General features: G+C 52.2%; 32 protein-coding genes. 14 read left to right on the forward strand and 18 right to left on the reverse strand.

All coding sequences use genetic code 11. The annotated features are described in order from the left end of the window. Nucleotides 1-9 precede the first annotated feature (9 nt). Together proB and DEV76_RS10855 are read right to left on the reverse strand one after the other, a co-directional pair. The gene (proB, locus tag DEV76_RS10850) at nucleotides 10-1,053 is read right to left on the reverse strand and encodes a glutamate 5-kinase (RefSeq protein ID WP_109698180.1); all 1,044 of its coding nucleotides are present in this window, start codon (nucleotides 1,051-1,053) and stop codon (nucleotides 10-12) included. A 220-nt stretch (nucleotides 1,054-1,273) separates the two neighbouring features. Beyond that, nucleotides 1,274-1,549, reverse strand: coding sequence for a hypothetical protein (locus DEV76_RS10855; RefSeq protein WP_157962829.1), 276 nt, complete (start codon nucleotides 1,547-1,549; stop codon nucleotides 1,274-1,276). A 195-nt stretch (nucleotides 1,550-1,744) separates the two neighbouring features. Here DEV76_RS10855 and DEV76_RS10860 point away from each other — a divergent pair, with 195 nt between their 5' ends. Then, complete coding sequence (locus DEV76_RS10860) at nucleotides 1,745-2,212, forward strand: LexA family protein (RefSeq protein WP_109697926.1); 468 nt, start codon at nucleotides 1,745-1,747, stop codon at nucleotides 2,210-2,212. 4 nt (nucleotides 2,213-2,216) lie between these two features. Further along, entirely contained in the window at nucleotides 2,217-2,879 is a 663-nt protein-coding gene (locus tag DEV76_RS10865) for a hypothetical protein (RefSeq protein WP_109697927.1), read from the forward strand. A 137-nt stretch (nucleotides 2,880-3,016) separates the two neighbouring features. Here the strand turns inward: DEV76_RS10865 and DEV76_RS10870 are convergent, their stop codons facing one another. Both DEV76_RS10870 and DEV76_RS10875 read right to left on the reverse strand, forming a co-directional pair. Further along, nucleotides 3,017-3,235: a hypothetical protein gene (locus DEV76_RS10870; protein ID WP_109697928.1), complete on the reverse strand. Its 219-nt coding sequence runs from the start codon at nucleotides 3,233-3,235 to the stop codon at nucleotides 3,017-3,019. Between the two features lie 52 nt (nucleotides 3,236-3,287). After that, complete coding sequence (locus DEV76_RS10875; RefSeq protein ID WP_109697929.1) at nucleotides 3,288-4,235, reverse strand: AraC family transcriptional regulator; 948 nt, start codon at nucleotides 4,233-4,235, stop codon at nucleotides 3,288-3,290. Between the two features lie 199 nt (nucleotides 4,236-4,434). On the opposite strand from DEV76_RS10875, the gene DEV76_RS10880 reads away from it, so the two are divergent. The 7 genes from DEV76_RS10880 to DEV76_RS10910 all read left to right on the forward strand — a co-directional run bounded on the left by DEV76_RS10880 (nucleotide 4,435) and on the right by DEV76_RS10910 (nucleotide 8,170). Continuing rightward, nucleotides 4,435-4,827 carry a DUF779 domain-containing protein gene (locus DEV76_RS10880; protein WP_109697930.1) on the forward strand — a complete coding sequence of 131 codons (393 nt, stop codon included), beginning with the start codon at nucleotides 4,435-4,437 and terminating at the stop codon, nucleotides 4,825-4,827. Nucleotides 4,828-4,858: 31 nt separating this feature from the next. Next, entirely contained in the window at nucleotides 4,859-5,056 is a 198-nt protein-coding gene (locus tag DEV76_RS10885) for a YwbE family protein (protein WP_109697931.1), read from the forward strand. A 115-nt stretch (nucleotides 5,057-5,171) separates the two neighbouring features. Beyond that, nucleotides 5,172-6,239: a PCMD domain-containing protein gene (locus tag DEV76_RS10890; protein ID WP_232826930.1), complete on the forward strand. Its 1,068-nt coding sequence runs from the start codon at nucleotides 5,172-5,174 to the stop codon at nucleotides 6,237-6,239. A gap of 9 nt (nucleotides 6,240-6,248) precedes the next feature. Beyond that, the gene (locus DEV76_RS10895) at nucleotides 6,249-6,989 is read left to right on the forward strand and encodes a porin family protein (RefSeq protein ID WP_109697933.1); all 741 of its coding nucleotides are present in this window, start codon (nucleotides 6,249-6,251) and stop codon (nucleotides 6,987-6,989) included. Nucleotides 6,990-7,014: 25 nt separating this feature from the next. Further along, nucleotides 7,015-7,236 carry a hypothetical protein gene (locus tag DEV76_RS10900; RefSeq protein ID WP_109697934.1) on the forward strand — a complete coding sequence of 74 codons (222 nt, stop codon included), beginning with the start codon at nucleotides 7,015-7,017 and terminating at the stop codon, nucleotides 7,234-7,236. A 144-nt stretch (nucleotides 7,237-7,380) separates the two neighbouring features. Beyond that, nucleotides 7,381-7,692 (forward strand): ArsR/SmtB family transcription factor, encoded by a 312-nt coding sequence (locus DEV76_RS10905; RefSeq protein WP_109697935.1) that lies wholly within the window; start codon nucleotides 7,381-7,383, stop codon nucleotides 7,690-7,692. A 31-nt stretch (nucleotides 7,693-7,723) separates the two neighbouring features. Then, nucleotides 7,724-8,170, forward strand: coding sequence for an SRPBCC family protein (locus tag DEV76_RS10910; RefSeq protein ID WP_109697936.1), 447 nt, complete (start codon nucleotides 7,724-7,726; stop codon nucleotides 8,168-8,170). Nucleotides 8,171-8,239: 69 nt separating this feature from the next. On the opposite strand, the gene DEV76_RS10915 is transcribed toward DEV76_RS10910, so the two are convergent. The 9 genes from DEV76_RS10915 to DEV76_RS10955 all read right to left on the reverse strand — a co-directional run bounded on the left by DEV76_RS10915 (nucleotide 8,240) and on the right by DEV76_RS10955 (nucleotide 17,318). Next, a complete protein-coding gene (locus tag DEV76_RS10915) occupies nucleotides 8,240-8,773 on the reverse strand; it encodes a DUF3347 domain-containing protein (RefSeq protein WP_109697937.1) in 534 nt (177 codons plus the stop codon). A gap of 41 nt (nucleotides 8,774-8,814) precedes the next feature. After that, complete coding sequence (locus tag DEV76_RS10920; RefSeq protein WP_109697938.1) at nucleotides 8,815-10,008, reverse strand: efflux RND transporter periplasmic adaptor subunit; 1,194 nt, start codon at nucleotides 10,006-10,008, stop codon at nucleotides 8,815-8,817. A 10-nt stretch (nucleotides 10,009-10,018) separates the two neighbouring features. Beyond that, complete coding sequence (locus DEV76_RS10925; RefSeq protein WP_109697939.1) at nucleotides 10,019-11,164, reverse strand: efflux RND transporter periplasmic adaptor subunit; 1,146 nt, start codon at nucleotides 11,162-11,164, stop codon at nucleotides 10,019-10,021. After that, a complete protein-coding gene (locus DEV76_RS10930) occupies nucleotides 11,142-12,410 on the reverse strand; it encodes a TolC family protein (RefSeq protein WP_109697940.1) in 1,269 nt (422 codons plus the stop codon). Before DEV76_RS10930 ends, DEV76_RS10925 begins: the two co-directional genes overlap by 23 nt. Beyond that, nucleotides 12,361-14,295, reverse strand: coding sequence for an efflux RND transporter permease subunit (locus DEV76_RS26270; RefSeq protein WP_109697941.1), 1,935 nt, complete (start codon nucleotides 14,293-14,295; stop codon nucleotides 12,361-12,363). The genes DEV76_RS10930 and DEV76_RS26270 overlap by 50 nt, the downstream gene beginning before the upstream one ends. Then, nucleotides 14,292-15,587 (reverse strand): efflux RND transporter permease subunit, encoded by a 1,296-nt coding sequence (locus DEV76_RS26275; protein WP_109697942.1) that lies wholly within the window; start codon nucleotides 15,585-15,587, stop codon nucleotides 14,292-14,294. The genes DEV76_RS26270 and DEV76_RS26275 overlap by 4 nt, the downstream gene beginning before the upstream one ends. Before the next feature lie 14 nt (nucleotides 15,588-15,601). Further along, complete coding sequence (locus tag DEV76_RS10945; protein WP_109697943.1) at nucleotides 15,602-15,937, reverse strand: heavy-metal-associated domain-containing protein; 336 nt, start codon at nucleotides 15,935-15,937, stop codon at nucleotides 15,602-15,604. A 72-nt stretch (nucleotides 15,938-16,009) separates the two neighbouring features. Further along, on the reverse strand, nucleotides 16,010-16,384 hold the full coding sequence (locus DEV76_RS10950; protein ID WP_109697944.1) for an HYC_CC_PP family protein: 375 nt from the start codon (nucleotides 16,382-16,384) through the stop codon (nucleotides 16,010-16,012). Nucleotides 16,385-16,451: 67 nt separating this feature from the next. After that, nucleotides 16,452-17,318 carry a hypothetical protein gene (locus DEV76_RS10955; RefSeq protein ID WP_109697945.1) on the reverse strand — a complete coding sequence of 289 codons (867 nt, stop codon included), beginning with the start codon at nucleotides 17,316-17,318 and terminating at the stop codon, nucleotides 16,452-16,454. Nucleotides 17,319-17,760: 442 nt separating this feature from the next. Between DEV76_RS10955 and DEV76_RS10965 the strand changes: the two genes are divergently transcribed. Continuing rightward, entirely contained in the window at nucleotides 17,761-18,435 is a 675-nt protein-coding gene (locus tag DEV76_RS10965; RefSeq protein ID WP_109697947.1) for an HD domain-containing protein, read from the forward strand. A 1-nt stretch (nucleotide 18,436) separates the two neighbouring features. Here DEV76_RS10965 and DEV76_RS10970 read toward each other — a convergent pair whose 3' ends face one another. Both DEV76_RS10970 and DEV76_RS10975 read right to left on the reverse strand, forming a co-directional pair. Beyond that, a complete protein-coding gene (locus tag DEV76_RS10970) occupies nucleotides 18,437-19,411 on the reverse strand; it encodes a GlxA family transcriptional regulator (RefSeq protein WP_109697948.1) in 975 nt (324 codons plus the stop codon). 283 nt (nucleotides 19,412-19,694) lie between these two features. Next, the gene (locus tag DEV76_RS10975) at nucleotides 19,695-20,225 is read right to left on the reverse strand and encodes a DinB family protein (protein ID WP_109697949.1); all 531 of its coding nucleotides are present in this window, start codon (nucleotides 20,223-20,225) and stop codon (nucleotides 19,695-19,697) included. 156 nt (nucleotides 20,226-20,381) lie between these two features. On the opposite strand from DEV76_RS10975, the gene DEV76_RS10980 reads away from it, so the two are divergent. Further along, the gene (locus DEV76_RS10980; protein ID WP_109697950.1) at nucleotides 20,382-20,897 is read left to right on the forward strand and encodes a DinB family protein; all 516 of its coding nucleotides are present in this window, start codon (nucleotides 20,382-20,384) and stop codon (nucleotides 20,895-20,897) included. An 82-nt stretch (nucleotides 20,898-20,979) separates the two neighbouring features. On the opposite strand, the gene DEV76_RS10985 is transcribed toward DEV76_RS10980, so the two are convergent. The 3 genes from DEV76_RS10985 to DEV76_RS10995 all read right to left on the reverse strand — a co-directional run bounded on the left by DEV76_RS10985 (nucleotide 20,980) and on the right by DEV76_RS10995 (nucleotide 23,035). After that, on the reverse strand, nucleotides 20,980-21,621 hold the full coding sequence (locus DEV76_RS10985) for a carboxypeptidase-like regulatory domain-containing protein (RefSeq protein WP_109697951.1): 642 nt from the start codon (nucleotides 21,619-21,621) through the stop codon (nucleotides 20,980-20,982). Between the two features lie 124 nt (nucleotides 21,622-21,745). Then, nucleotides 21,746-22,384, reverse strand: a complete 639-nt coding sequence (locus DEV76_RS10990) for a hypothetical protein (RefSeq protein ID WP_109697952.1) — start codon at nucleotides 22,382-22,384, stop codon at nucleotides 21,746-21,748. Nucleotides 22,385-22,396: 12 nt separating this feature from the next. Further along, a complete protein-coding gene (locus DEV76_RS10995) occupies nucleotides 22,397-23,035 on the reverse strand; it encodes a hypothetical protein (RefSeq protein WP_109697953.1) in 639 nt (212 codons plus the stop codon). A gap of 98 nt (nucleotides 23,036-23,133) precedes the next feature. On the opposite strand from DEV76_RS10995, the gene DEV76_RS11000 reads away from it, so the two are divergent. From DEV76_RS11000 to DEV76_RS11010, 3 genes are all read left to right on the forward strand, one after another. After that, a complete protein-coding gene (locus DEV76_RS11000; protein ID WP_109697954.1) occupies nucleotides 23,134-24,252 on the forward strand; it encodes a Gfo/Idh/MocA family protein in 1,119 nt (372 codons plus the stop codon). Nucleotides 24,253-24,340: 88 nt separating this feature from the next. Further along, nucleotides 24,341-25,132 carry an MlaE family ABC transporter permease gene (locus tag DEV76_RS11005; RefSeq protein WP_109698181.1) on the forward strand — a complete coding sequence of 264 codons (792 nt, stop codon included), beginning with the start codon at nucleotides 24,341-24,343 and terminating at the stop codon, nucleotides 25,130-25,132. A gap of 9 nt (nucleotides 25,133-25,141) precedes the next feature. Next, nucleotides 25,142-25,918, forward strand: coding sequence for an ABC transporter ATP-binding protein (locus DEV76_RS11010; protein ID WP_109697955.1), 777 nt, complete (start codon nucleotides 25,142-25,144; stop codon nucleotides 25,916-25,918). The last annotated feature ends 21 nt before the right edge of the window (nucleotides 25,919-25,939 follow it).

The following is a 25,939-nucleotide window of genomic DNA, read 5'->3' on the forward strand; positions in this document are numbered from 1 at the left end:
TGTTGTTGTTTAAAGGATCACGATTTCGTCGGCATGGGCCACTTCTACGTTCTTTTCACGGTTACCGCCGCTAATGGCTTCGGAGCTTACTTTGGCACGGGCAACGGCAAATACCTCTCCGGATTCGCCTGCAATTTCGATCACTTCACCGCATTCGAACTTCTCCAGAACTGTCTTTACACCTACAGCGAGCAGACTGTGCCTTTTTTCGAGGGCTTTCTGTGCGCCGGCATCTACCTGTATCCTGCCGGTTACAAGGCTGCCGCTGGCCAGCCATTTGCGGCGTGCGGGCATGCTGCAGGGCTGGGAGGGGCACAGTGTTCCTGTTTTCCCTTCCGTAGCAAGAGCAATGCCATCCGGCGTGCCGATCCCGAATATCACTACCTGGATGCCCATCCGGGTGGCCAGGCGGGCGAAGGTCAGTTTCGATACCATACCGCCAAGGCCAAGGCTCGATTTGCTGGTGTCGGCCAGAGAAAAGGCGGCTTCGTCGATTACGGGGATAACCGGTACGATCTTCTTCGAACGGTCCAGCACACCACCCACACTGGTGGAGAACAGCAGCATGGATGCACCGAAGCCTACGGCAATCAGGGTAGCCAGTTCATCGTTATCGGAGAATTTCAGCTCCAGGTCACTCACCACATCGTTTTCATTGGCGATGGGGATGATGCCACTGGCCCAGAGTTCTTCATATGTTTTATGAAGCTGGAGAAACTGGTTGCGGTTAGAGAAATGGCTCCTTTCGCAGAGGCTTTGCGCCACGGGGATGCCGTATTGGGCGAAATACTGGGTATACTTATTAAGCAATAGCGGGTTGCCGATGGCGGCTGCAGCTTTCCGCTCGCTGATGGTACCTGTATATTCTTTCAGGAAACGCTTACCTGCAGCAACGGCACCCGATGATACCAGTACCACATTGTAACGGTCATGCACTGCTGCCACCTGCTTGGCGATCTCCGCTATAACGGCCTCATTCAGCTCCCCATTGTCGCGGGTAATGGAGGCGGTACCAAATTTTATGACGAGAATCGGTTTGTTCGTATTTTTCATGCGGGCATAAAAATATTCAAACCCGGCCGTTTCTGCAAGCAGCAATATGGAAGCAGTGGTTGGGTGAGGTCTTTTTGCTGCCGGATGATTCATTGCGTACCGGGCCAGGCCAGCATGCTCATGGGGCTGCAATTTCGGTGTAGTGCAGGAAATACGGCATAGGCCACAGCCTGATGCAGCGGTAGCATTAGTGGTAACGGTATCGGTATTTATGGGGTTTTTATCTGCAGCGATTTTGCTCTGATGGCAACTCGCAGCTGTCGAGGAAAATGCTTACGCTTTGACGGTCGAAGCCCGGCAGAAACAACCGGTCGATGCCAACCAGCTTATCTTTCACCATTTTCAACAACCTGAATTCATAAAACATCCGGGTCAGTGATGAAATACGCACTGTTTGTTTCAACTGCTCAAGTACCGCCATGCCATCAGCTACCGTCAGATAGTCGACAAAGCAGAGTGGGCCGCTGGGCGTGATGTAGAGAATGCGTGATTGCATGATGAATAGGTTTTTCAGATGATCAGAAGAGTATTTGTAGCCTTTATCAGAATAGCGTCGGAAGTTTCAAGATAACACTTTTGTGGGAGATTGCGGCTGTTTTTAACAGAACTTTAGAGCTGTTTGATTTGTTGGGTTTGCACCCATCAGTTATGCTAATGTCTTTAGTTAATATTGCTAAAAATATTAGTAGTCATGTATGCAGTTAACCACCGGAACGGCTTATCTTTTTACGCCGTCCGCGATACCGGAGAGATCAGCGTTCCCTATATCTGGACCCCGCTGAAAGCAGGCTTCCCTTCGCCCGCGCAGGACTATATGGAAGAAGACATTGACCTTGTTAACCTCCTGGGTATGAACAAACCCTCGGTTTACATTGTGCGGGTAGATGGTACATCCATGACGGATGCACATATCCCTGACCGCAGCTACCTGGTGGTAGACCGTTCCCTTAAACCCATGCCTAACGATGTGGTGGTGGCTGTCCTCAACGGCGAGTTCACCGTTAAAACCCTCGTGAAATCATCTTCCGGATGGATGCTCTATCCCGAAAACGCCATGTACGACCCCATCGTGATCCGCGACAGCGATACCTTCCAGGTATGGGGTGTGGTGGCACAGGTAGTAATAGACCGGAAGGAAATGCGCCTGCGTAAAAGATAATGCCATGGTAGAGCTGGAAGAAATAGCACTGGAAGGGCTCTTTTACCGCAACGGTAAGGTGATGCAGATCCGCGAAGAACACTTCGCAACACTCAAAACGCTGTTACCCGAGCTGAAGGCCATCCCCATAGATCCGCAACGCCTCTGGAAACTGGGCTTTTCACGGTATGTTAACACGGGCGTCAGTTATAAAGACTGGCAGGGCGTGCGCCTCTATCTCAAACCCGCTACCCTCAACCGGTGGATGGTACAGTTCGACGGCGTTCCCAAAGCGGGTTTTCTCCTGTACATCCACCAGGTGCAGCGGCTGTGGTACGATCTGTTTCAGGAACATCTGTACCAGCCCCCTAAAGCCAAAGCGGAAAAGCGGCATGTGGAGCAGGGAGCGGGGTACAGCAGGAAGCTGGTGAAAGATCATGCCATCTCGCATTACAAGAAATACGAGATCACTGTAACCCAGCCGGCCGATCAGCCATACTACTTCACGTGGGACTGTCGCCTGCTGTTCCGTACCGGGCAGTATACCGTGTGGCGGGTCGATGAAAAGAGCCCATTATTTGCCCTCGGAGGCCGTAACTGGGGCCTTACCCTGCTGTTTGGTAACGCGGGCGAAGAAGAGCGTATTCAGGCCGGGAAATGGCTGAAGGCTTATATGCAGGAAAAATAAAACCCTCCAGGGCCGGGGAGTATACGGCGCCGCGCCCGGAGGCGCCGGACCCTGGCCCGTTTTTAACAAGGCAGAATGTGTAATGAGTATATTTTGAAGCAATCCACCGGGTCCCTGATCGCAGGGACCCGGCTTTTTTATGCCCCGCGCCGTTTACCTGCGGAAACGAGCAGTACAATACCCGCTATGGCGGCAATACCGCCGGCATAGGTAGGCCACCCGATCCAGCGGTTTTCTTTCTTCGTGATCTCAATCGGGCCGGCGTCGAGGATCTCTTTGTCGGTTTCCACGTAAAAGCCGCGGAAAAGGATCATTACAATGCCAACGATGATGAGAATAATACCTAATGCTTTCATAATCCGTGTTTAAGATTATGGGGCAAAGGCTGTGCCACGGGAAATGTGTGGATTATTTGCGCGCCATGAGCCGGAGGTGCTCCGAACTGATCGTCTGGTAGGTTTTGGGGGTAATACCTTCCACTTTCTTGAACATACGGATAAAGTAGTTCACATCGGTAAACCCGCACAGCTCGCTCACGCGGCTTACGGAATTATCGGACTGGCTGAGGAGGCGCTTGGCAAGGGTAATACGCTCGCGGTTCACATATTCCAGCGGCGTAATGCCAAACTGTTCACGGAACCAGCGGAAAAAGAGGTTACGGCTCAGGTATGCCTTTTTGCTCAGTGTATCCACGGATATGCGCTCGGTAAGGTGCTCACGGATGTAGTTGAGTACAAAGTGCTGGCGGCTCTGGTTATTGCTCACGGCTGATTCAGACATCACCTGCGTGAGGTGCTGGCTTTGCATGAGGCGGATGAGCAGTTCCTTCAGGTTAAGGTCGGCGAAGATGTCTTTACTGTTATCAGCACTGCAGCAGATGCGGATGAGCTTATTGATCAGTGCGGATATCTCATCGTCGTTCTCGAAATGGTATTGGTTGAAACGAAGCTGCCAGGTGCGCCGTTCATCGGGCGACTGGTAATAGCTGTTCAGGTATTCGATGGTGCCACGCACATACAGCGCATCGATGGCGAGGGCAATACATTGAGTTGGATTGTCGAAGGAGGCTTCCGGGAAGTCGATCTCCATCTTTTCATTGGCGGGGTAGATCACGGTTTCGCCGGGGAGATAGTCGAAGCTGGGCTGGTTGGGCAGATGCATGACCTTTTTGCCGCGAACCATACTGGTGATAATGAACTCATTGAATTGCATGGGAACGGCCCAGGCGGTTTCGAAACATTCAAATACGTTCAGTTCACAGTTGTTGAGGTTAAAAACGCGACGGTTTTCCACCAGCGTTTTCAACATTCTGGAGGGCATCAGCTCAATATGCTCTAACAGGTGTTTTCGGGCCATAGCGATATCTAACTATTTCAAAATAAGGGATTTTTCCCGAATGTGGCATGAAGTCAGGTACAATCGTGCTAATAATCAGTACGAACGTAAAGGAGTATTTCTCTTTTTTATGTGAATTTAGCATCATGATGTTCGAGGGCATGCAGCATAATCCTATGACAAACATCAGCGCGGATTTCTTGTTCTAATACTGTCTACTATGACTAATCCCAGAATTGTAGCCGAGGAACCGGCTGTACAATTAATCCGGCAACTTGTTACACGTTTTGGTCCGTTGGAATTCCGGATCAGTGGAAGTTGTGTCGAAGGCTTTGTTCCCCATTGTATTCACGGCAATGAAGCGGAACAGGCAGAAAAACGTTACCCTTACGGAATGGTGGAAGGATGCCCCGTGTATATCCTGAACGACCCGCCGTCCGGCGATCAGTCGTATTTCGTGTTAAGTATTCAGAAAGGAAAAACTACCCCCGGCTCCCTGGAGGCTCCCGGGAATGTACGTTTCTCTCTTTCTAAAAAAGTATGGAAGCATGAAAACGCAGTAAGCCCGCATATGTTCAGTTACCTTTTTGGCTACAGCGGCAACTGGGGCTGATTTTCGTACCTTTGCGCGGAAATTTACACGCATGAGGGAAGACGCTCAATACAGAAAAAATATCACTCCCGGCATCGAAGTCGGCATTATCCTGAAGAAAGACCAGCGCAGTGGCAGGGTTACCTACGGCATCGTCCAGGATCTTCTCACTACCGCGGCTTACCATTCCAGAGGAATTAAAGTAAGGCTGGAAGATGGACAGGTAGGACGGGTAGTGGAAATTCTATAACAAACGTTGTTTGTCCGCAACGGAAACCATGCTTCTGGCAAACGGATTCAGCCCGTCACTTTTGTGGCGGGTTTCCGTTTTTAAACTTCCCCCGTATTCTGCTGTTATGTACATTATGACCCATATACAATCCATCCGCCTGCTGGCAGCATGCGCCCTCACGGCCATTACCATGCAGGCCTGCATCAAATCGGAGCCGCCCAATCCCGAGGCGGACATTGAATCCTTCACAGTCCCGGATTCCCTGCTCACTGGCGATGTATTCATCGATCAGTCGAACCGTAAAATCCTCCTCTATCTCGATCCCGAAGCATTCGACAAAGGCGTGGCCCCTGTCATCACCACCACTAAAGGTGCTAAAGTATCACCCGCTTCCGGCGATTCTATCTTCTTCACCGGACAGGATAACGTGTACACCGTTACTTCCGCCAGCGGCGAAAACCGCAAGCAATACACGGTAGAAGTTGTGTCTATCGGGGAGTGGGACTGGCAGTTCGAGAAATGGCTCATCCATGACAAGGATAAGTACCAGTATGTGATAGAAGAAGACGGCGGCCAGGTATGGTCGTCGGGCAACCCGGGCGTAGCGCTTAGCGGAGTACCCAAACGGCCGGATGGCTATCCGTTACGCGCCACGGAAGATTCTGAGTCGGGCACCTATGCTGCGGAGCTGGTCACGCTGAAAGGTACCGTACTTTCCAACCTTGTAGGCATCAAGCTCTTCGCCGGTTCCCTGTTCCTTGGCAATTTCGATGTGAGCAACGCCTTCCTCGAACCCCTGAAAGCCACCCAATTCGGACAGCCCTTTACGGGTAAGGCTACACGGTTCACAGGGTATTACAAATACACTCCGGGCGCCAGTTATCAGGACAGGGAAGGAAACATCCTGCCGGGTGTTACAGACTCCTGTGCCATTTACGCCGTACTTTATACAGGCCGCACGCGGCTGGATGCTACCAACATCCATACTTCCGAACGCATCGTTGCTACCGCCAGGCTGCCCGATGGTTCCGGCCGCGGTAATTTCACCCGCTTCGATATTCCGTTTACATACATCCCCGGCCGTTCCGCCACCAAAGAAATGATGATGGCCATCGTGGCCTCGTCCAGTAAAGACGGAGATCAGTACCGCGGCGCCATTGGCAGCAGGCTCGTGGTCGACAGTCTTGCCATCATCCAATAAACTACCAGCATGAACAATCGCATCATCATACTTTTCTTAGCCATTATATCCGCCACCGGCGTACAGGCACAGCACCTGGAGCACCGCATACAGGCGGGCTTCAACATAGGAGCAACCGCACCGGTAGGGCTTCCCAATACTATTCGTAAGATCAATTCCTACCGTCCGGAGTTTTGCCCCTCCCTGGGCTACGAACTTTCGTGGCGCCCCGCGAAAGCGTCGGAATGGGGAGCGGCCGTTGGCGTGAAGCTCGATTACAAAGGCATGACCACCAAAGACGAGGTTATGTATTTCCATACCATGATCACCATGGAAGATGGTTCCGGTAAAAGCGAGTTCGAAGGCGCTTTTACGGGGAAAAATAAAACCACCGTCCGCAATGCGTATGTTTCTTTCCCCATCAGTGCCACCTATACGCCGAACGATAACTGGCGCCTGCACCTGGGAGGGTATATGGCCTGGCTGTTCAGCGCCAATTTTTACGGCAATGTAAGTGATGGCTATATCCGCAATGGGGGCTCACTGGGCGAGAAGGTGAACGTCAGCGAAGCAGAATTTGATTTCGGAACGGATATGCGCCGCTTTGATGCGGGACTGCAGGGCGGAGCCGAAAGAAGGGTAGGTAAAAAGCTCCGGGTAATGGGTAACCTCTCCTGGGGATTAAGGCCTGTTTTTCCCTCCGATTTCAGGGGAATGGACTTCCCCATGTATAATATTTTCGTTACGCTGGGGGTAACCTATCGTATCTAGGCATAAGGATTGTAGATTTGCGGATATGAACACATTTCACATCCGCTATCAGAGCCACGACATCCCGGTCACGCTGGAAGAAGAGAACCTTTTTCTCGTTACACTGCCGTGGAAAATGCTCTACCTTGTGAGGAAAGAAGACAATGAAGGTGCCACGCACTGGTTTGAAGAGGGAGCAGACAACGAAACGCCGGAAACGAAGGAAATCGGTACAGCTATAGAAATGACCGGCCGGGCAAGCGAATAACCGTTTCGCTTCAGCCCCATCAACAGCGCATGCAGTAACCTGTATGCGCTGTTTTTATTTTACCCCCTTTCTGAAAAAATATTTTTGTGTAACCGATCGGTTACCTATATTTGTAACCGATTGGTTACATAAAGCACCGTAATTATGAGAAGAGACGTATTTCAGGCAATATCAGATCCTACAAGGCGAGACATCATCCAGCTGCTGGCAGGCACCCCGCTGCATTTGAACGCGGTAGCGGAGCATTTCCCCATCAGCAGGCCCGCAGTATCCAAGCATATCCGGATACTGACCGAATGCGGGCTGATCGTTATCCGCCAGCAGGGGAGGGAACGGTTTTGCCATGCCGACCTCGGGCCATTGAAGGAGGTACGCGACTGGACGGCCCAGTATGAAACCTTCTGGACTCAGAAGCTGGATGCACTGGGCGATTTTTTAGCACAGCAACCGGAATAATTTCATTCTAAAACCTAACATAAAAACGCATATGAAAAAAGAACCGCTGATTGTGGAACGTACCTACCCGGCTACGCCACAGCAGGTATGGGATGCCATTACCAACCCTGCTAAAATGAATCAATGGTATTTTGAAATGAAAGGCTTCAAAGCCGTAAAAGGCACGGAGTTTTCGTTCGACTGTCCTCATGAGGATACCGTGTTCCGCCATCTCTGCGAAGTTACCGAAGTGGTGCCGCAGCAGAAGATCGCTTACACCTGGCGGTATGCAGATTATCCCGGTAATTCGGAAGTAAGCTGGGAGCTGTTCCCAGAAGCAGGTGGCACCCGCCTTGTGCTGACACACACCGGGCTTGAAAGCTTCCCGCAGGATCATCCTTCGTTCGTACGAAGCAGCTTCATGGAAGGCTGGGATCATTTCGTGAACAAGCGCCTCCCGGCATTCCTGGAGGAAGCTACGGAAAAGGTTACACAGTAAAAGGAAATGCCGGCTTTAAGGGCCGGCATTTTTTTTTAGGCTGACTAGGCCGTCTATCAACATGGTAATTTATTTCACAGTTTCTTCCACGGTTCCGCAGGTCAGCATTTCGTCGCCGAAGTAGGGATTGCGGATGTCTTTGGATTTGCTGATCCAGCGGCCGCCTTTATTGTCGAACGCCATGGGGCAAAATTCCACATGCAGCTCTCCGCTGTTCATGCCCGAAGCCTTTACCAGGCCGATGAATGAATCATTCAGGGAAGAGTAAGCAACGCGCTGTGCATTGATATCAGCAGCTGCGCCAATGGCTTTAGCGCTTTCCGCGAGTTTACCGGATGCATCTGCAGCAGGAGCGCCTACTTCTATGGCGGCGGCTGCTACTTTCGCGCCGGATACATCGCCTTTCACGAGGGCTTCCGTCAGTTTCTCATAATGTTCCAGCACTGCGTTCAGCGCATCGTTTTTCAGGGAAACGGTAGCGGCAGCAGCAGTGGTTACGGTGGCGGTGGTGTCCTCCGGTTTCGTTGCATCTGCCTGTTTAGGGGCGTTTCCGCCGCAGGCTGCCAGTGCCATCAGGGCGGCGGGAAGGATCCATTGTTTCATGTGTCAGGTGTTTTTTGAATGATGAATATGATGATTTTTTCTTAAACGGGTTGTTTTCCTCTCTTTAAAATGTATTCGCTGTACAGCAGATACGCGCCCGTTACCACTACTTTTTCTCCTTCCTCCAAACCTTCCATGATCTCTACGGAACGGTTCGTTTCCATACCAATACGCACTTTGCGGGGCGTAAACGTGTTCTTCGGCTTTTCGATCCAGATGTGGGCCGTGGCGCCATCCCGGATAACTGCGTCTATTGGCAATTGCAATGCCTCGCTGCGCGATTGTACGGGCAATACCACCGTTGCGGCCATACCCGGCTGCCAGCGCGCATCCGGGTTGCGGATGCTGCCACGGAGCTGAAGCGTTTGCTTACCTGTTTGCAATGCAGGATACACAAAATCTGCCTGTATCTCCTGCGGCTCGTTTTCCCAACCCGGCACTGTTACCTGCAGCGTTTGCCCTTTCTTTATCAGCGCTGCTTCTGCAGGATAAATATCTGCTTCTACCCACAACTGGCTGTAATCTTCCAACTGCAATATTACGCCGCCTTCGGAAATGTATTGTCCTTCGGAAACGGAAAGCTGCGTAACCAGTCCGCCCTGTTGTGCGTGATACGTTACCAATGGCCGTGGTGCGCCGTCTTTCAGCAGTTGTGCGATATCGTTTTCACTTTGGCCATAACGCTCCAGCTTCAGCTTTGCGCCTTCCGCTATCTGGCGGAAGCGTGCATCATCAGGGAACTTACGCACCTGCGCGGCGGCCAGCAGGTATTCCGATTGCAGCGTGGCGAGGTTTTCGGAGTAGATGGCATACAATGCCTGCCCCTTACTTACCTGCACGCCGGTTTCACGGATATACAGCTTATCGATCCGCCCTGCAATGCGGGAGGAAATTACACCGGTACGCTGCGGATCGGGCATAAGCCGTGCATTGAGACTACGGGTTTGCGTAAGCAAACCTGCACCGGCTGCTGCCGTGGTGATGTTACCCAGCGCAACCTGACTATCCATCAGCTGCAACGATTTATTGGTGTTGTTCTTATCGAAAGGAACGAGGTCCATGGCGCAAACAGGGCATGTGCCCGGTGCGTTCTGTATGACCTGTGGGTGCATGGGGCAGGTGTACGTTTGGGTGGCTGCCGCGGTTTTATCGGATGCCTCACCGCATGCCGCGAGCAATACCGCCGGCGATGCGGCTGCAATGGCGATGGCTCTGAGGAAATGTTTTCTTTCCATATGCTTTCAGTTATGGATGTGATGGTTGGTTATTTGATTCCGGCCGGATGAATCCTTCACTGTCTGCGATATACGCGGCGTTGGAAGCGATCCCTTGCACATCGCTCAGCAGCTGCGTCATCCCGCCCGCCTGTGCCCCGGTTCGAACCGTAACGGCGCGGTAGCCGGATGGCCCATGCTGGAATACAACGGCTTCCTTACCAAGCCGGATGAGCGCACTGTTAGGCACCCAGCTGCCTTCTTTGAAGAGAACCGGCAGGTAGGCGGTGAGTAATTGGCCTACCGGGTATTGCCCGCTGAGATACACCCTCGCCCTGCTGAATTTTTCACCGTTGGCATACAATGGTTCCATGGTGCCGATGGTTCCGTTCCGTAATTCACCTGCTGTTCCCATACCGCCGATGAGTAATCTGCTTCCGGGTGCTGCTGCGGCGGCTATATCTGCCGGCAGTGCAAACTCGGCGATCATGCGGCCCGTTTTGTAAATGGTGAAAATGTTCTGCCCGGCAGATACGTATTGCCCTTCGCGCAGCATCACCGGTGAGGCTGCAGGAGCAGGCGCAGCAGTGGCGGCAGCAGGAGCGGCGGCGCTCATATTGGCCATACCATCACCTCCGGCGGGTGCTGCTGCCGGAGCGGAAGATGCAATGGCTGCGGCGGCTTCTTCAAGGATATAGCCGTCGGCGTTACTATAGAGCGGAATGGTTACGCGCACCTGTCTGCTATGGAGTACTTCCCGCACGGTGCTTTCGGGCATGCCCATGAGCAGCAGCTTCTGTTCGGCGGCTTTTTCCATGGCGGGGTCGCCGCTGAGAGCGAGCATTTCCCGCTGTGCGGCCACCAGTTCGGGTGCGTATATTTCCAGTACCAGCTGGCCTTTGCGAACGGGCTGGTAGTTGTAACGGATGTGCAGCTTTTCGATGCGGCCTGCTACACGTGCGGGCAGTATAGCCCTGTCGCGGTTATCGTAGCGTATCACGCCGGGCGCTTCCATCACCACGATCCTGCTTTGCGGACGGGGGTAAAGCAGCAGCAGCGAATCAGCGTTCTTTCCGGAAGCGGCTTCCTTTGTTGCGGAAGGCGCTCCGCTGCCGCAGGCTGCCAGTACAGCGGCCATAGCGGCCACTGCGATATTAACGGTATAGCGCTTTTTCATATTCCACAATCATTTCGTAACGTTTCAATTTTTCGTCCAATACACCGGCCTCGGTCATCGTCAGCGCTTCCCAGGCGTCTATCACGGCGGGGAGTTGCAAACGGTTTTCCTGGTAGGCGGCGAAGCCTGCATCGAGCGCCTTGCGGAGGGAGGGGATGATCACGGTTTCCATAGATGTGATCCGCCTGTCCATCTGCCGGATCTCCGCCTGCATGCCGTACAGCATTCCCTGCGTTTCCTGCAGCATGGCGCTCCGCTCGTTTTCCATAGCGGCAATGTTCTGTTCCATGGATTTAATCTCGGAACGGTACATGCCTCTCGACCATGGCGCTATAGGTATGCTGAGCATGCCCATCACGCTGTAAGCCTTTGGCATGGCTTTATCCAGCGGTACCATATGATCGAGGCGTATGCGGAAGTCGGGTTTCTTCTCCGCCTGCATGGAGCGGATGCCCAGCTGCATGGTGCGGATGTTTTCTTCCATCTTCCGGATGTCGTAACGTGCTTCAGCGATGCTGGCAGTATCGTGCCCTGCAGCGGGTGTGAACTGTGGTTCCCAGGTAGTGTCTACCGTAAACTCCGTCATACCCGGCTGGTTCATCAGGCTGTTGAGCCACGACCGCGATTTGATCACCGCGCCTTCTTCCATGCGCAGCATATTGGCATTTTCTTCGAGCCGGGCTTCGGCTTTGAAGCTGTTACCGAGCTGCGACTGGTTATACGGATACCGTAGTTTTTCGATCTCCAGCATCATCCGCATAATCTTTTCGTTGCGGCGCAATACCTGTTGTTTCCTTTCGGAGATCACCCAGCTGTAATACAGTTTACGGGCCTGTGCGCGCAGCTCGTTGAGTGTAACACCCCGTGCCGCGGTTTCTGCATTACCCTGTGAGGCGATGTAGCGCTTGCGGGCCTGCAGTTTGGCGGGGTTGGGAATATCCTGCTCCAGCTGCAGCATCAGGCTGCCTTTGTCGCGCCCGTCCATGATCATCTGCCCGGGGTAAGGCGTCATGAAAGTTCCCACACCGGCCATGGGCGCCATCCAGGCGGTAGCGGCATCCGCACTGTGGCGGTAGCCTTCTGCCTTTTGCGCATAGCTCCGGAGCAAACGGTTGTTGCCGTCGATGCGGGTGAGGATACTATCGAGCGGCAGCTGTTGCGCCACCGCTGCCTGGCTGCCCAAAAGCAGCAGGATGCTAATGGCCGGAAGGATGTATTTCCAGCTTGCCGTATTTACGTAATTCATATTCTTTCGTCATTAGGAAGATGAGCGGCGTTACCAGCAGAATGTGTGTGGAGCTGGTGAGCACGCCACCGATCATGGGTAATACAATTGGCTTCATCACATCGGTGCCTACGCCGCCTGCCCACAGTACGGGTACCAGGCCGAAGAGGGATACGCACACGGTCATGAGCTTGGGGCGGAGCCGTTTGGCTGCACCGTGTATCACATATTCACGCAGATCGTCGCGGGTAATGGTGGCGGAGCTGTTGCCTTTGAGTGCAACGAGTTGCTGCATGGCATCATTCAGGTAAATAACCATCACGATCCCCGTTTCCACGGCTATACCGAATAGTGCGATGAACCCTACCGCCACGGCTACTGAAAGGTTGGCCCCCCAGATCCAAATGATGTAGGCGCCGCCGATGAGGGCGAATGGTACGGTGATCAGGCTGAGGAATGCTTCCCGCACAGAGCGGAAGGCGAAATAGAGGGAAGCGAAGATGATCACCAGTACGATGGGTGCTATCCACAACAGGGTGCGCTGGCCACGTACGAGGTTCTCATATTGCCCGCTCCATTCGAGGAAATACCCCTGCGGCAGTAAGCCTTCCTGCCCGCGGAGCTGCTTCATGGCGTCTTCCACGGTGCTGCCCAGGTCGCGGCCACGTACGTTGAAGAGTACGGCGCCACGGAGCATAGCATTATCTGAGGTGATCATGGGCGGACCGCTCTCCAGTTCCACATCGGCCACCGCACTCAGCGGTACTTCCCCGAAAGCGGGAGAGGCCAGCGGTATACGGCGGATCTGGTCAAGGCTGTTCCTGTAATCCTGTGCCAGCCGCAGACTGATGGAGAACCGGCGCCTTCCTTCGATGGTGGTACCGATAGGTGCCCCGCCCAGTGCGGTTTCTACGGTCTGGTTCACGTCGTCGGCACTGAGGCCGTAGCGTGCCAGATCGTTCCTGCGGATATTGATGCCGAGATATTTACCGCCGGTTACAGGCTCCACATAGAGGTCTGTTACGCCGGGTGTGCCTTCCAGTGCCTGGCGTACCCGTTCGGATACACTGGCTATACTATCGAGCCGCTGGCCGTATACTTTCACGCCTACGTCTGTCCGGATACCGGTAGAAAGCATATTGATCCTGTTGATGATGGGCTGCGTCCACCCGTTTACCACACCGGGTATCTGAAGCAGACTGTCCAGCTCACGGATGATGCCTTCTTTGTCTTTCCCTTCCCGCCATTGATCTCTGGGTTTCAGCATGATGATGGTTTCGATCATACTGATGGGGGAGTTATCGGTTGCTGTACTGGCCCTGCCGGCTTTGCCCAGCACTTTATCTACTTCAGGTACCGATTTGATGAGGCGGTCCTGCACCTGCAGGATGCGCTTGGCTTCTGTATTGGAGATGTCGGGCAGGGTAACGGGCATAAAGAGGATGCTCTGCTCATCGAGCGGGGGCATAAACTCTGTACCCAGACTTTTCAGCAACGGTATAGCAATCACTAATGCCGCGATGTTGATGGCGAGCGTGGTTTTGCGCCACCGCAGTACTACGCGGATAATGGGTTCGTAGATACGTTCGAGGGTGCGGGTAACAGGGTGTGCACTGTCGGGACGGAACTTTCCTTTCATGAAAATGGAAATGAGTGCCGGCGCCAAAGTGATCACCAGCAGGGCATCCACGATCATGATGAACGTTTTGGTGAAGGCCAGCGGGTGAAACAGCTTGCCTTCCTGCCCGGTGAGGAGGAACACGGGAAGGAATGAGGTGATGATGATCACCGTCGCAAAGAACACCCCGCGCGACACCTGTTTGCCCGATTTGGCGATGATATCCAGCCGTTCTTCTTCACTGATCCAGGAAGGTTCGCGGCGGAATAACCGTTTTATGAATTTCATGATGCGTTCGGTTTTTGTTCGGCCTGCCACTGGGCATACCGTTCGGATAAATGTTTGTACGCGTTTTCACTCATGATGATCCCATTGTCCACAATCACACCAATCGCGAGGGCAATGCCTGTGAGCGACATGATGTTGGACGAGATGCCGAACGCGTTCAGGAGTATAAAGCTGGCGGCCAGCGTAATGGGGATCTGGATGAGGATGCTCAGCGCACTGCGCCAGTGGAAGAGGAATACCAGTACCACCAGCGATACCACGATCATTTCTTCGATCAGCGTGTGCTTGATGGAGCTGATGGATTCGCGGATGAGTTCGCCACGGTCGTACACGATATCGAATTTCACATTGGCAGGCAGCCCGCGCGATACTTCTTTCATCTGTTCCTTCACCCGTTCAATCACTTCCGCCGCATTTTCTCCATACCGCATCACCACGATGCCGCCTACACGTTCTCCTTCACCGTCCTGGTCAAAGATGCCGAGGCGCGGCTCACCGGTCATTTGTACGGTAGCCACATCGGCAATACGTACGGGCGCACCATTCACGTTTTTGATGGCGATCTGTTCCATATCGGTGATGGAACCCAGGTAACCGGTGGTTTTAATGATGTACCCGATATCGCTCATCTCGAACTTGCGGCCGCCGGATTCGTTGTTGTTGCGGCGTACGGCTGCAATCACATCGGCCGGGGAAAGGCCGTAGTAGAGGAGCTTATTGGGATCTGCTGTAACCTGATATTGCTTCTGGAAGCCGCCGAACGAAGCGATTTCGCTCACGCCTTTCACGTTTTGCAGGGCGAATTTGATGTACCAGTCCTGCAGCGCTCTTTGCTCGCCAAGGTCTACACCCGGCGCCTCCAGGGTATACCAGAGGATGTGGCCTACGCCGGTACCGTCTGGCCCCAGTTGGGGTGTTACCCCTTCGGGGAGCGTGCGGGAAGCGGTGCTGAGTCTTTCCAGTACACGTTCCCGTGCCCAGTATACATCGGTGTCGTCTTCAAAAATGACATAGATGAAGCTCATGCCGAACATGGAAGAGCCGCGTACATATTTAATCTGGGGGAGGCCCTGCAGGTTGGTTACGAGCGGGTAGGTGATCTGGTCTTCCACCAGCTGGGGGCCGCGGCCCATCCATTCGGTGAATACGATCACCTGGTTTTCGGAAAGGTCCGGGATGGCATCTACCGGGTTTGTTTTTACGGCATACCATCCCCAGCCGAACAGTACCGCCGCCAGTATCAGTACGGTGATACGGTTGCGGACGGACCATTCAATGATCCTGTGTATCATAAGAAAGGGATTTATTAGTTACGCTCGTACCGGCAGCAGCCTGGCAGGTTCTGGTATACGGAATCGGTTGCTTTGAAAGGACCGGAATCGTGCCCGGCCTGTGCAATCTTTTTCCGTACATCATCTTTCTTAACAGTGGCCGAATCATATTTCACGGTCATTGTTTTTGCTTTTACATCCCATACGGCGCTGGTTACACCGGGGATCAATGCTGCTTTTTCAATACGTTTTTTACACATCCCGCAGTTACCGGAAACGGTGAACGAATCGGTTTTTACTGACTGGCCAAATGCAGTTTGCGTGGCGAATATGGACAAAGGAAGGGCTAAGAAAGAGAGGATCTTTTTCATGATGGGTGATTTGAAATGTTGTAAAATCGGATCGGGTTGGTTATTGATACGAAACGGTTAGGGGAACCGGTATCAGATCCGGAAATGGCAGTGGAGAATATGCGCGGGAACAGGCGGCAGGGGCGGGGGAGCGGTTGCTGCCACAGGCGCGGGGGAAGGGATTTCGTACACCGGTAAGGTGGCTACGGGAAAGGCGATGGCCTGGGAAACGGCCAGCATATCCTGCACGGCCTTGGCGGCTACCTGCTGATCTTTCTCGAGCTTAACGGTGTGGTGTACATCTTTGCAGCACTTTTTGCAGCAGGAGTCGCCGCATTCATGTGCTTCCTCATCATGCCAGAGGCTCACGTCCACCAGCTTTTCCATGCAGTAGTGCATATGGAAAGTGGCGCCGGTAGAAGTGCTCACGTAGAGCAGGGCCAGTATGACAGTGAGGAATTTCTTCATGCTCCACAAATGTAGGCGACCGCTTCGGCAGAAGTGTTACATAATTTTGCAAAGTTTTATATTTCTCCTACATGATGCGTTTCAGGCGCACTTCGCGGTAAATTTCAAACGGCACTTCCCGCGCGCAGGCGGTACCATCTTCCTTACAGTTCAGTTTAAGCTGCAGCTTTAATCCGTTTTCCATCACAGCTTCGCGGATATACCCGCCTTTACGCTGCAGTGTACTGCGGATGATAAAATACTCCCTGCCATACTGGAAATTCATCAGGCCCTGCCCGGCGGGGAATTGCATCTGGAAGTTGTTGAGCGTATCTCCGGCAACGGGCTTTTCCATGCCCGGCAACAGGAACTGCAGGCAGGGAACCGCCGGCGGCATAAAATCAGTTTGAAGCCGTATCGTGGATTTGCCGAGCCCCGTCATTGCCACGGAAATTTGGAGGCAGTCTTCTCCTTTGAGAATGGTAGTGCCATTGGCAAAATCTCCTTTAACCGGGTAATGTTTGGCCAGCCGCATACCAGGGCGCACGAGTTCGGTAGCGCGGGATTGTTTACCCACGGCTACATAGAAAGTGTTGAAATCCGTAATTGCCCCGGTCATTGCGGCATTGCGCAGGGGAGGCATGGGTAAGGCCCCGCTGTCGTGCAGCGATATGCGGTAAGCCGGTGTAGCCAGTGCATCGGCCGTATGATCTGTTGTATCTCCTTTTGCAATGCTGCGGTTAGACAGCCAGCGCACTTCTTCCCAGGGCACCCCGGCACTGTCCACAACGGTGATCTCACAAACGGCAACGGTTACGGCGTTTAAAGTGCCATTACGGTAAGCGGTAGTTTCCAGCTGGTATTTATACCGTTCGCCGGTCCGGTAAGTGCGTTTTACGGGAGATTGGGCAGCAGCAACTGCCGGAAGCAGGAACAGGGCAAGGCATAAGCGCATATAAGCAGGGTTGAGGGGGATAAGATGATATTTCTTAAAGATACGAATCTCCGGAAAGCGGAACAGCCTCCGGCAGAAACCCTGAAAACATACTGTAAAATACTGTCAACTAATAAAATTATTTATGTGCATAATTGTGCAGGCTCAGGCTGGTTCACCGGCATCCTTCCGGCATGGTTCAGGGCAGCTTATTCCGTAAATAAGGCATATTTCCGGAATAGATAAGCCGCCCTTAAGCCGCCTATAAGCCGCCCATATCCCGCCCATAAGCCGCCCCTATATAAGGGCGGCTTATCTGCGGCTTAACCCCGGGATATATACGTTTTATTGACAGCTTATGTATACAATAAGGATAGCGTTGACATTCAGTATACAGGGAAGAAGGATGCGTATATCCGGGAAAAGGATCTTCGTTATATTGCAGCACTAATTTTTTATCCGGATGACGACAACGCAGGAATCAACGAACCAGACCGTGATCAACGCCACGGTGGCATATGTGAAACAGGAACTGGCCGGCGCCGAAGGGGGGCACGACTGGTGGCATATTTACCGGGTATGGCAACAGGCCCGGCAGATTGCGCTGCATGAAGAAGTGGACACACTGGTGGTAGAGCTGGGGGCGCTGCTCCACGATATCGCAGATTCAAAGTTTCATGGCGGGGATGAGGAGATAGGGCCGGCTAAAGCTGAGGCCTTCCTGCGCGGATTGGGCGTCAATGAATCAGTAATTGAACCCGTAACCCAGATCATCCGGCATATATCGTTTAAAGGCGGTAATGAGGCACGTACGTACTGGTCGGCCGAGCTGGCTGTGGTACAGGATGCCGACCGGCTCGATGCTTTGGGGGCGGTAGGCATCGCAAGGGCATTCAATTACGGAGGGTTCCGTAACCGTGCGCTGTACGATCCGGAAATTGCGCCGGACATGCACATGTCGAAAGAAGCCTATAAAACTTCGGCTTCCCCCACCATCAATCATTTCTATGAAAAATTACTCCTGCTGAAAGACAGGATGAATACCCCCACCGGCAAAGCCCTCGCCGAAGAGCGCCATGCCTTTATGGAACTGTACCTCGCACAGTTTTACCGGGAGTGGAACGGACAGGTGAAATAACCTACACTACGGTACGGCAATATTTCCTCCGGTATTCCTGGGGAGTGAGGCCCGTTACTTTTTTGAATACGCTGCGGAAGGTTTTGAGATCGTTGTAGCCTACGTCGTACATAAGGCTGCTGATGTTCTGGGCATTGCTTTCGAGGGCCTTCTTGGCCGATTCTATTTTAACACGCTGCAGATATTCTAAGGGGGTATTGTTGGTAGCACTTTTAAACCGGCGGATGAAATTGCGTTTGCTCATGCTCGACTTCTCCGCAATCTGCTCCACCGATATGGGCAGGTGATAGTTTTCTTCGATGTACATCTGTGCACGGAGGATCTGATCGTCTTCATGCCGCCGCTGCCCCTGGAACACCATGAAGTGCGCCTGGTTCACGCGGTCGATGTCGATGGAGAAGATCTTGCTGAGTGCCACGCCCATTTCTTTATGACAGAATTTCTCCACCATGTACAACACGAGGTTGAGGCTGGAAAATGCGCCTCCGCTCGTGTAAATACCGTCTTCGTCGGTAATCACTTTGTCTGACAGTACTTTGGCATCGGGGTAGCGGGTTTGCATGTCGGGGATGGCCTGCCAGTGGCTGGTGCAGGTTTTACCGTTCAGCAGGCCGGCTTCGGCAAGGAAGTAACTGCCTAAACAAAGGCTGGCTACTTCGGCGCCCATATTCCGCATGTCCGACAGCCAGGGGGCGATGCCTGCGTTTTTGGCCAGTACCTGGTCGGGCCGGCCGTGAAAGGCGGGTACAATCACAAGGTCGGTGTCTTTTACATCTGCCATGGATTTATAGCAGAAAAACAGGGCGGGTACATTCAGCTGTATGTGTTTCACTTTCTCACTCACCAATTCCACTTTGAAGGGAGGCTCTTTGCCCGCCTGAACCGATAGCGCATTTGCGCCTTCAAACACATCCAGCACGCCGGCAATGGCCGAGAGGATGGCTTCTTCATAAATGACGAGGGAAACAGTTTTCATGGTGTTTTGTGCATTAACGCTGGTAAAGTTAATGGATTACCCTGTCACAAAACACCCCTCTTTTTGGCGCAGATCCGACCTGCCACACCAACATATTTGTATGATTATGAGGGTGTTAATTAGCTAACGCATTGATATGTAATGGTACGGAATGATGGCATGAAACCCGCCTGTCGCAAATGCCCCTGTTAATGTAATTACTGTCTTGTTTGCGGGCACAGGGGTATAACGCGCCGGGGCGCCCCTTTCGCAGGAGCGCCCCGGCCTTTGGCGTGAAAGCGCCTTATCTCGCAAAGAAATTATAGAAGTTGAAATCGGTCATTGGTGCATCTTTATATCCCAGTCCGCGCCCGATTGTCACGATCTGCCCGCGGTGGTAGGTACTGTGGTTGAAAACGTGGAGCCCGTACTGCACCAGCGGCCGGAAGCCTTTTACCCAGGGGGAGTCGTAGAACAGTTCGCCGGTGGCGGCATCATCTTCCAGCGTATCGGTAAAGGCAACGAGGCGTTCGGAGGTTTCCAGCAGTCCGTCGAGGATAGATTCGAAATCTCCTTCATAATGATCGGTATCGATCGGGTTATATTCTTTCTGGCAGATCATAGACAGCCAGTAATGTTCCGTGGCCCAGATGTGCAGCAGGGTGGCGCGTATGCTGCTGAAGCTGGAGGGGATGGTAATGGTCATATTCTCATCGGGCTTGGTACGCAGCCAGTTGGTGAGCGTGGTATTGGCCCAGAGGTTATAATTGGCGAAGTCCTGCAGCAGGGTGGATACAGTCATGGTGGCGGGTGCGGTAGCGAAAGCGGTTTGCATAATCTTGGTTTTTTTGTTTGTTAAGTCAAAGGTCCTACCCCGAAATGACAACAGTGTGTCAGCAGGAAAAAAGAAAAAAAAGATATTTTTCTGCTGACATAAGGTTGTCACAACCCCGGTGTTGCTTTGCATCAACAAACAAAACACCATCACTATATGAACACTACTATCCAGGCTGCGGCCTCCGTATTAACACCCGAACAGATCCGTGCCCACTGGCAGGGCCACCGTGGTCTTACCCGCCGTGTGATCGATGCTTTTCCTGAAAAGGAGTTATATGAATACAGCATCGGCGGCATGCGCCCCTTTGCCACTATGGCCATGGAATTGACGCTGATTGCAGCAAAAGGTATTAACGGCTTCCTCACCAATAACTGGGACGAGGCTACCACCGAATCGATTTCCTCCCGCGTGAAAGATTATACTCCTCCGGCTACTAAAGCGGAGCTGTTGCAACTGTGGGATGATGTTACGGTAGAAATTGACCGTATTATGCCCCAGATCCCCGTTGAGCGCTGGAATGAGGTAGTAAACGCCTTCGGCTATGGGGAACAGCCTATGTACGGCTCCTGGTTCTATTTCCTCGATAATGAGAACCATCACCGTGGGCAGGGGTATGTGTACCTCCGTTCCCTCGGCATTGAACCGCCCCCGTTCTGGGACAGATATTGAACCTGACGAACTATGCAATAACAGCAGGAGCCTCCATGTGGAGGCTCCTTTTTTTATATCTGAAAGTTAAATGGTCAATGGATCAGCGTATTTCCGGTTCCAGCATCATATCGGGTATCTCCACGGTTGTTGTTCCATAATTACCGGTTACAATCTTCATGGGTATTGAGCGGCCGCGCCACATTTTGGCGGTATTGTCGTAGATGGTTACGCGCCTGGAATAGGTAATGCCAGGTTTCCCCCACATGGTCATTACGGTATCCAGCGGGCCCTTATTTATTTTAATGACGTTGTCGAAGAAAAGTGGCTGCACATCGTTTTTGCGGATAATAAGGCGCAGTTTAAAAGGATAGTACCGGGTGGCGTATACTTTTAAGTTATTCTGATGGCTTAACTGTATGTATTCTGCCGGACTGGTAATGATACTATCGTTGAGTGGGGCCTGAACCATATAAGTGTATTTCATATTGGCCCTGTACCGGAAACTAAACCTGCCTTCTGCATCTGTTGTAGTCTGCATGCTGGTATGGCAAATGGGCCAGCCTCCGTAGGCATCTTTACATTGCCTGAGTATCACAGTGGCATGCGGGATTACGGAATCGTCCTCAAAATTCATGAGCGTTCCGGATACTGCCATTTCCACCTTGGGATCTTTCTTCCGGCAGGATGAAAGGATGATGATGGAAAGGCCAGATAACAGGAGGAAGGTTACATACTTTTTCATGTGTATGATTTGGAAAGATGGTCTGCTAATAATATTACGTCATCTAGTTACCGGCAACAACATCATATCTTCCACTTCACGGTTTAAAAATTTGCCATGGTTTGTTTCGGGACAGGGTTATGCGTCAATTCAAAACTGGCTGCAGTTCCATGTCCGGGATATCAACTTTAACCGGTTCGCGGTAAACGGAATCGAAAGCGATCGGTACTCTTTGTCCACGGAATTTCTTTAGAATATTATCGTATGCTGAAATCTGCACCTTATATGTCTGATGCATAGCGCCCCAAAATGTTAAGATGGTATCAGCAGGGCCTTTCGGGAAATTTTTATTGAAAACATGAAGAGGTCCGAGGTTGTTTTTCCTGACTATCACGTGAAGCCGGGAAGGGTATCGGCGCGATGCATACAAATTTATACTATCAACCGAAGATCTATGAAGTGTAACCGGCGGGTGGTGAACTACACTGTCATTCGATTGAAGCTGTAACCTGAGCGGACGGTTATATTGATTGAAATAGGATAACTCAAATTTTCCTTCTGCATTGGCTTTGGTTGTTTTCCAGACCAGAAACTTAGGGTCGTTCGCATCCCGTGCATGCAGGAGTATAATGGTGGCGTAGGGGATAGGCTTACCGGTCAAGGATTCAACCGCGGAGCCATTAATCAGCGTGCGATTGGTCTCCTTGCGGCAGGCACCAATGGTAAGCAGAGCCGGAATAGCCGCTGTTAGAAAGGTCGCTTTGATAAAGGAATGGGTGTGCATGTTTTTGGTTGATTACAGTTTGGGTAATAACAGCATGTCAGCGATTTCGTGCGTAACGGAATTGGTCTGATCGCGGGAGAAGGTCAGCGTCACTTTTTGTCCGCGAACATAACCTGCCACCGAATCCATTACTGCTACTGTGATAACCCTTGAATAATCCGGATGGCCGAAGAAAGTGAATGTCGTATCATGTATTCCGGCACGCAACTGATAAGGACTTACCCAAACAGGACCTTTAAATGCATTCTTCCTGATTATGAGATGCAAGTTGGTTTTGGCCAGTTTGAATGCTGTCATCTGAACCTGGTACTTCTCCCAGTCGGGGTGCGTTGCTGCTTTGTAGGTGTCTGATTTAAGAGAGTCGCTTTGTGCTATGGTGAGATAATAATCAGTTTTTTTACGGCCTTTGTAAGTGAAGCTGAAAGTGCCATCGGGCCTGGTGAGGGTTTCCTGTATTACTTTACAGTCCTGCGCTCCTTTGCGGGGGCATTGCTGAAGCCGGATTTTAACATTGCCCAAGGGCTCTTTTGTTTCTGCTTCCCGCAGTATCCCCTCTACCGTTGCAGACAATATGGGATTGGATTTCCGGCACGATGTGAATGCCGTCAGCACTAAGAACGTAAGGAAAGAAAGGGAGTAAAATACTTTCATAAGCGGTGGTAACAGGTTAAGGAATTGTAACTGAAACGGGGCAGGAGAGAAGAATGTTACATTTTTTACAGATATTGTCCTCACAAACCCACCATGCCATGCAGCTACGGCCTATATTCTTCCTGATCCTGAGTGTTTCTTTCCTGAAACCTGCCGTTCATGCCCAGCAGGCTCCCATCAGCGTGCAGGATGCTCCTTTAAGAGTTGTGGTAGCAGGCATATCCCACGGCCATGCCGGGTGGATATTAGGGCGGATGGAAAAGAAAGACGTTATCATCACCGGTATCTGGGAGCCGGATACGGCCCTTGCCGCCAGCGCAGCCCGGCAGTATAAGATCCCCGCCTCCATGTTCCACCGCAATCTCCCGGCCCTGCTGGATGAAGTAAAGCCCGAAGCAGTACTGGCTTTCGGATCGGTATTCAGCCATCTGGAAGTTACGGAAGTGGCGGCACCAAGGGGGGTGCATGTGATGGTGGAGAAGCCTTTGGCTGCCAGTCTTACCCATGCCCGAAAAATGGAAACGCTGGCCCGGAAGCACGGCATCCTCCTGCTCACGAATTACGAAACGAGCTGGTACCCATCGGTCCATAAATCCCTTCAGCTTTCTTTGGATAGTAACCAAACCGGTACCCTCCGCATGGCGCGTTTCAACCACGGCCACCAGGGGCCTAAAGAGATCGGATGCAGTAAGGAGTTCCTGGCCTGGCTCACTGACCCCGTGCTGAACGGAGGCGGCGCCCTGGTAGATTTCGGATGCTACGGTGCCAATATCATGACGGCACTGATGAAAGATAAAGCGCCGGTGTCTGTTACCGCGGTAACCCGGCAGTTTAAACCCAAAGTTTACCCTAAAGTAGATGATGATGCTACCATTATCGTAGATTATGGCAATGCACAGGCCGTTATCCAGGCTTCCTGGAACTGGACCTTCAACCGGAAGGATATGGAACTGTATGGAGACAAGGGCGCTATTTCAGCACCGGAGGCTGCCACGCTGGTGCTCCGTAATACCAACGGCAGGCAGGAGCAGCGTACCATCAGCCCGCAGGAAGCGAAGGTGATTACCGACCCCTTCGTGTACCTGGCCGCGGTAGTGCGCGGCAGGGAAAAGGTAGCTCCCTGGAGCCTCTATTCCCTCGAAAACAACGTGATGGTGGTCCGCATTCTCGAAGCGGCTAAATTGTCCGCAAAAAGCGGTAAATCAGTAAAACCCTGACAACAGGCATGACATTTGCCTGCGATTGAAAACGGATGTTAACAAATCGACACCTGAATTTGTAATAGTATTGGATAAAATGCAGCACATGGAACCGAACGATCAACCGGAAAAGCCACTCATTTCCAGTAAGGTAGATGCTTTCTTTCTGAGCATTTACGATGTTTTCCGATTTATCATCCGCTTTTTCCGGGAAGTGCTGCGGCCCCCGCTGGAAGTACAGGAGTTTATCCGCCAGTGTTTCATGGTTGGGTATAAATCGCTCGCACTGATCAGTCTTACCGGGTTCATCACCGGTCTCGTATTTACCAAGCAAAGCCGCCCCTCCCTTGCGGAGTTCGGTGCCACCTCATGGCTGCCTTCCCTTATCAGCATCGCCGTAATACGTGCCCTAGCACCCCTCGTTACTGCGCTCATCTGTGCGGGAAAGGTAGGTTCCAGTATCGGGGCCGAGCTGGCATCCATGAAAGTGACGGAACAGATCGATGCCATGGAGGTATCGGCCATCAACCCGTTCAAATACCTCGTGGTAACCCGCATCCTCGCCTGTACCGTGTGCCTCCCGCTGCTGATGTCTTACACTGCCGTGGTGGGTATGATGGGTTCGTATCTCGATATTCACCTGAACGAACAAACCAGTTTCATCGCCTTCCTGAACAAGGCCTTCGCCAATATATCCTTTCTCGACCTGGCCTCGTCCTTCATCAAATCCGTCTGTTTCGGATTTACGATAGGGGTGGTGAGCTGCTACCAGGGCTTTAATGCCTCGCAGGGCACCACGGGTGTGGGAAAGGCGGCCAACGTATCCGTAGTAATATCCATGTTCCTTATATTCATCGAAGAGGTATTGATCGTACAGATCGTGAACTCTATCCGGTAAAAACAACGTATGAAACCATTTACGCCAGAAATAGATTGGAACGATAAAGTCATCAGCGTCCAGGGGCTATACAAATCCTTCGGAAGCAACCATGTGCTGCGCGGCGTGGATCTCGACCTGTATAAGGGCGAAAACATCGTGGTACTGGGGCGTTCGGGAACGGGGAAATCGGTACTCATTAAGATCATTGCAGGCCTGCTGAAGCCCGATGCCGGAACCGTCAACGTTTTGGGGCAGGAAGTTCCCGAACTGGGATCAGCCGAGCTGCGCGAACTGCGGCTTAAAATAGGCTTCTGCTTTCAGAACGGCGCCCTGTACGATAGTATGACCGTCAGTGAAAATCTGGCCTTCCCGCTTAAGCGGAACAATCCTAAAATGTCGGCCGACCAGCGCCGCCGGCTCATTGATATCGTGCTGGATGCGGTAGGCCTGTCGCAAACAATCAACCAGATGCCTGCAGAGCTCTCCGGCGGCCAGCGTAAGCGTATTGGCATTGCCCGTACCCTTATCCTGCGGCCCGAGATCATGTTGTATGACGAGCCCACTGCCGGCCTCGATCCTATAACCTGCACAGAAATCAATTCACTTATCAACGAAGTACAGAAAAGATTTAAAACCAGTTCCATCATCATCACGCACGACCTTACCTGCGCACGCGCCACAGGTGATAAGATCGCGGTAATGAAAGAAGGTGCATTCATCCGGAAAGGGGATTTCGACGCAGTGTTCTCCGAGAACGACGACGAGCTGATCCGGGAATTTTACGATTACAATTTCATTCAGTAAGCCATGAACGATAAAAGCACA

This window comes from Chitinophaga deserti (genome assembly GCF_003149455.1).
Lineage (GTDB): Bacteria > Bacteroidota > Bacteroidia > Chitinophagales > Chitinophagaceae > Chitinophaga > Chitinophaga deserti.

Excerpts from the sequence above, each read along its gene's own strand:
- proB (WP_109698180.1), bottom strand. The coding sequence starts at position 1,053 with ATGAAAAATACGAACAAACCGATTCTCGTCATAAAATTTGGTACCGCC.
- DEV76_RS10855 (WP_157962829.1), bottom strand. The coding sequence starts at position 1,549 with ATGCAATCACGCATTCTCTACATCACGCCCAGCGGCCCACTCTGCTTT.
- DEV76_RS10860 (WP_109697926.1), top strand. The coding sequence starts at position 1,745 with ATGTATGCAGTTAACCACCGGAACGGCTTATCTTTTTACGCCGTCCGC.
- DEV76_RS10865 (WP_109697927.1), top strand. The coding sequence starts at position 2,217 with ATGGTAGAGCTGGAAGAAATAGCACTGGAAGGGCTCTTTTACCGCAAC.
- DEV76_RS10870 (WP_109697928.1), bottom strand. The coding sequence starts at position 3,235 with ATGAAAGCATTAGGTATTATTCTCATCATCGTTGGCATTGTAATGATC.
- DEV76_RS10875 (WP_109697929.1), bottom strand. The coding sequence starts at position 4,235 with ATGGCCCGAAAACACCTGTTAGAGCATATTGAGCTGATGCCCTCCAGA.
- DEV76_RS10880 (WP_109697930.1), top strand. The coding sequence starts at position 4,435 with ATGACTAATCCCAGAATTGTAGCCGAGGAACCGGCTGTACAATTAATC.
- DEV76_RS10885 (WP_109697931.1), top strand. The coding sequence starts at position 4,859 with ATGAGGGAAGACGCTCAATACAGAAAAAATATCACTCCCGGCATCGAA.
- DEV76_RS10890 (WP_232826930.1), top strand. The coding sequence starts at position 5,172 with ATGACCCATATACAATCCATCCGCCTGCTGGCAGCATGCGCCCTCACG.
- DEV76_RS10895 (WP_109697933.1), top strand. The coding sequence starts at position 6,249 with ATGAACAATCGCATCATCATACTTTTCTTAGCCATTATATCCGCCACC.
- DEV76_RS10900 (WP_109697934.1), top strand. The coding sequence starts at position 7,015 with ATGAACACATTTCACATCCGCTATCAGAGCCACGACATCCCGGTCACG.
- DEV76_RS10905 (WP_109697935.1), top strand. The coding sequence starts at position 7,381 with ATGAGAAGAGACGTATTTCAGGCAATATCAGATCCTACAAGGCGAGAC.
- DEV76_RS10910 (WP_109697936.1), top strand. The coding sequence starts at position 7,724 with ATGAAAAAAGAACCGCTGATTGTGGAACGTACCTACCCGGCTACGCCA.
- DEV76_RS10915 (WP_109697937.1), bottom strand. The coding sequence starts at position 8,773 with ATGAAACAATGGATCCTTCCCGCCGCCCTGATGGCACTGGCAGCCTGC.
- DEV76_RS10920 (WP_109697938.1), bottom strand. The coding sequence starts at position 10,008 with ATGGAAAGAAAACATTTCCTCAGAGCCATCGCCATTGCAGCCGCATCG.
- DEV76_RS10925 (WP_109697939.1), bottom strand. The coding sequence starts at position 11,164 with ATGAAAAAGCGCTATACCGTTAATATCGCAGTGGCCGCTATGGCCGCT.
- DEV76_RS10930 (WP_109697940.1), bottom strand. The coding sequence starts at position 12,410 with ATGAATTACGTAAATACGGCAAGCTGGAAATACATCCTTCCGGCCATT.
- DEV76_RS26270 (WP_109697941.1), bottom strand. The coding sequence starts at position 14,295 with ATGAAATTCATAAAACGGTTATTCCGCCGCGAACCTTCCTGGATCAGT.
- DEV76_RS26275 (WP_109697942.1), bottom strand. The coding sequence starts at position 15,587 with ATGATACACAGGATCATTGAATGGTCCGTCCGCAACCGTATCACCGTA.
- DEV76_RS10945 (WP_109697943.1), bottom strand. The coding sequence starts at position 15,937 with ATGAAAAAGATCCTCTCTTTCTTAGCCCTTCCTTTGTCCATATTCGCC.
- DEV76_RS10950 (WP_109697944.1), bottom strand. The coding sequence starts at position 16,384 with ATGAAGAAATTCCTCACTGTCATACTGGCCCTGCTCTACGTGAGCACT.
- DEV76_RS10955 (WP_109697945.1), bottom strand. The coding sequence starts at position 17,318 with ATGCGCTTATGCCTTGCCCTGTTCCTGCTTCCGGCAGTTGCTGCTGCC.
- DEV76_RS10965 (WP_109697947.1), top strand. The coding sequence starts at position 17,761 with ATGACGACAACGCAGGAATCAACGAACCAGACCGTGATCAACGCCACG.
- DEV76_RS10970 (WP_109697948.1), bottom strand. The coding sequence starts at position 19,411 with ATGAAAACTGTTTCCCTCGTCATTTATGAAGAAGCCATCCTCTCGGCC.
- DEV76_RS10975 (WP_109697949.1), bottom strand. The coding sequence starts at position 20,225 with ATGCAAACCGCTTTCGCTACCGCACCCGCCACCATGACTGTATCCACC.
- DEV76_RS10980 (WP_109697950.1), top strand. The coding sequence starts at position 20,382 with ATGAACACTACTATCCAGGCTGCGGCCTCCGTATTAACACCCGAACAG.
- DEV76_RS10985 (WP_109697951.1), bottom strand. The coding sequence starts at position 21,621 with ATGAAAAAGTATGTAACCTTCCTCCTGTTATCTGGCCTTTCCATCATC.
- DEV76_RS10990 (WP_109697952.1), bottom strand. The coding sequence starts at position 22,384 with ATGCACACCCATTCCTTTATCAAAGCGACCTTTCTAACAGCGGCTATT.
- DEV76_RS10995 (WP_109697953.1), bottom strand. The coding sequence starts at position 23,035 with ATGAAAGTATTTTACTCCCTTTCTTTCCTTACGTTCTTAGTGCTGACG.
- DEV76_RS11000 (WP_109697954.1), top strand. The coding sequence starts at position 23,134 with ATGCAGCTACGGCCTATATTCTTCCTGATCCTGAGTGTTTCTTTCCTG.
- DEV76_RS11005 (WP_109698181.1), top strand. The coding sequence starts at position 24,341 with ATGGAACCGAACGATCAACCGGAAAAGCCACTCATTTCCAGTAAGGTA.
- DEV76_RS11010 (WP_109697955.1), top strand. The coding sequence starts at position 25,142 with ATGAAACCATTTACGCCAGAAATAGATTGGAACGATAAAGTCATCAGC.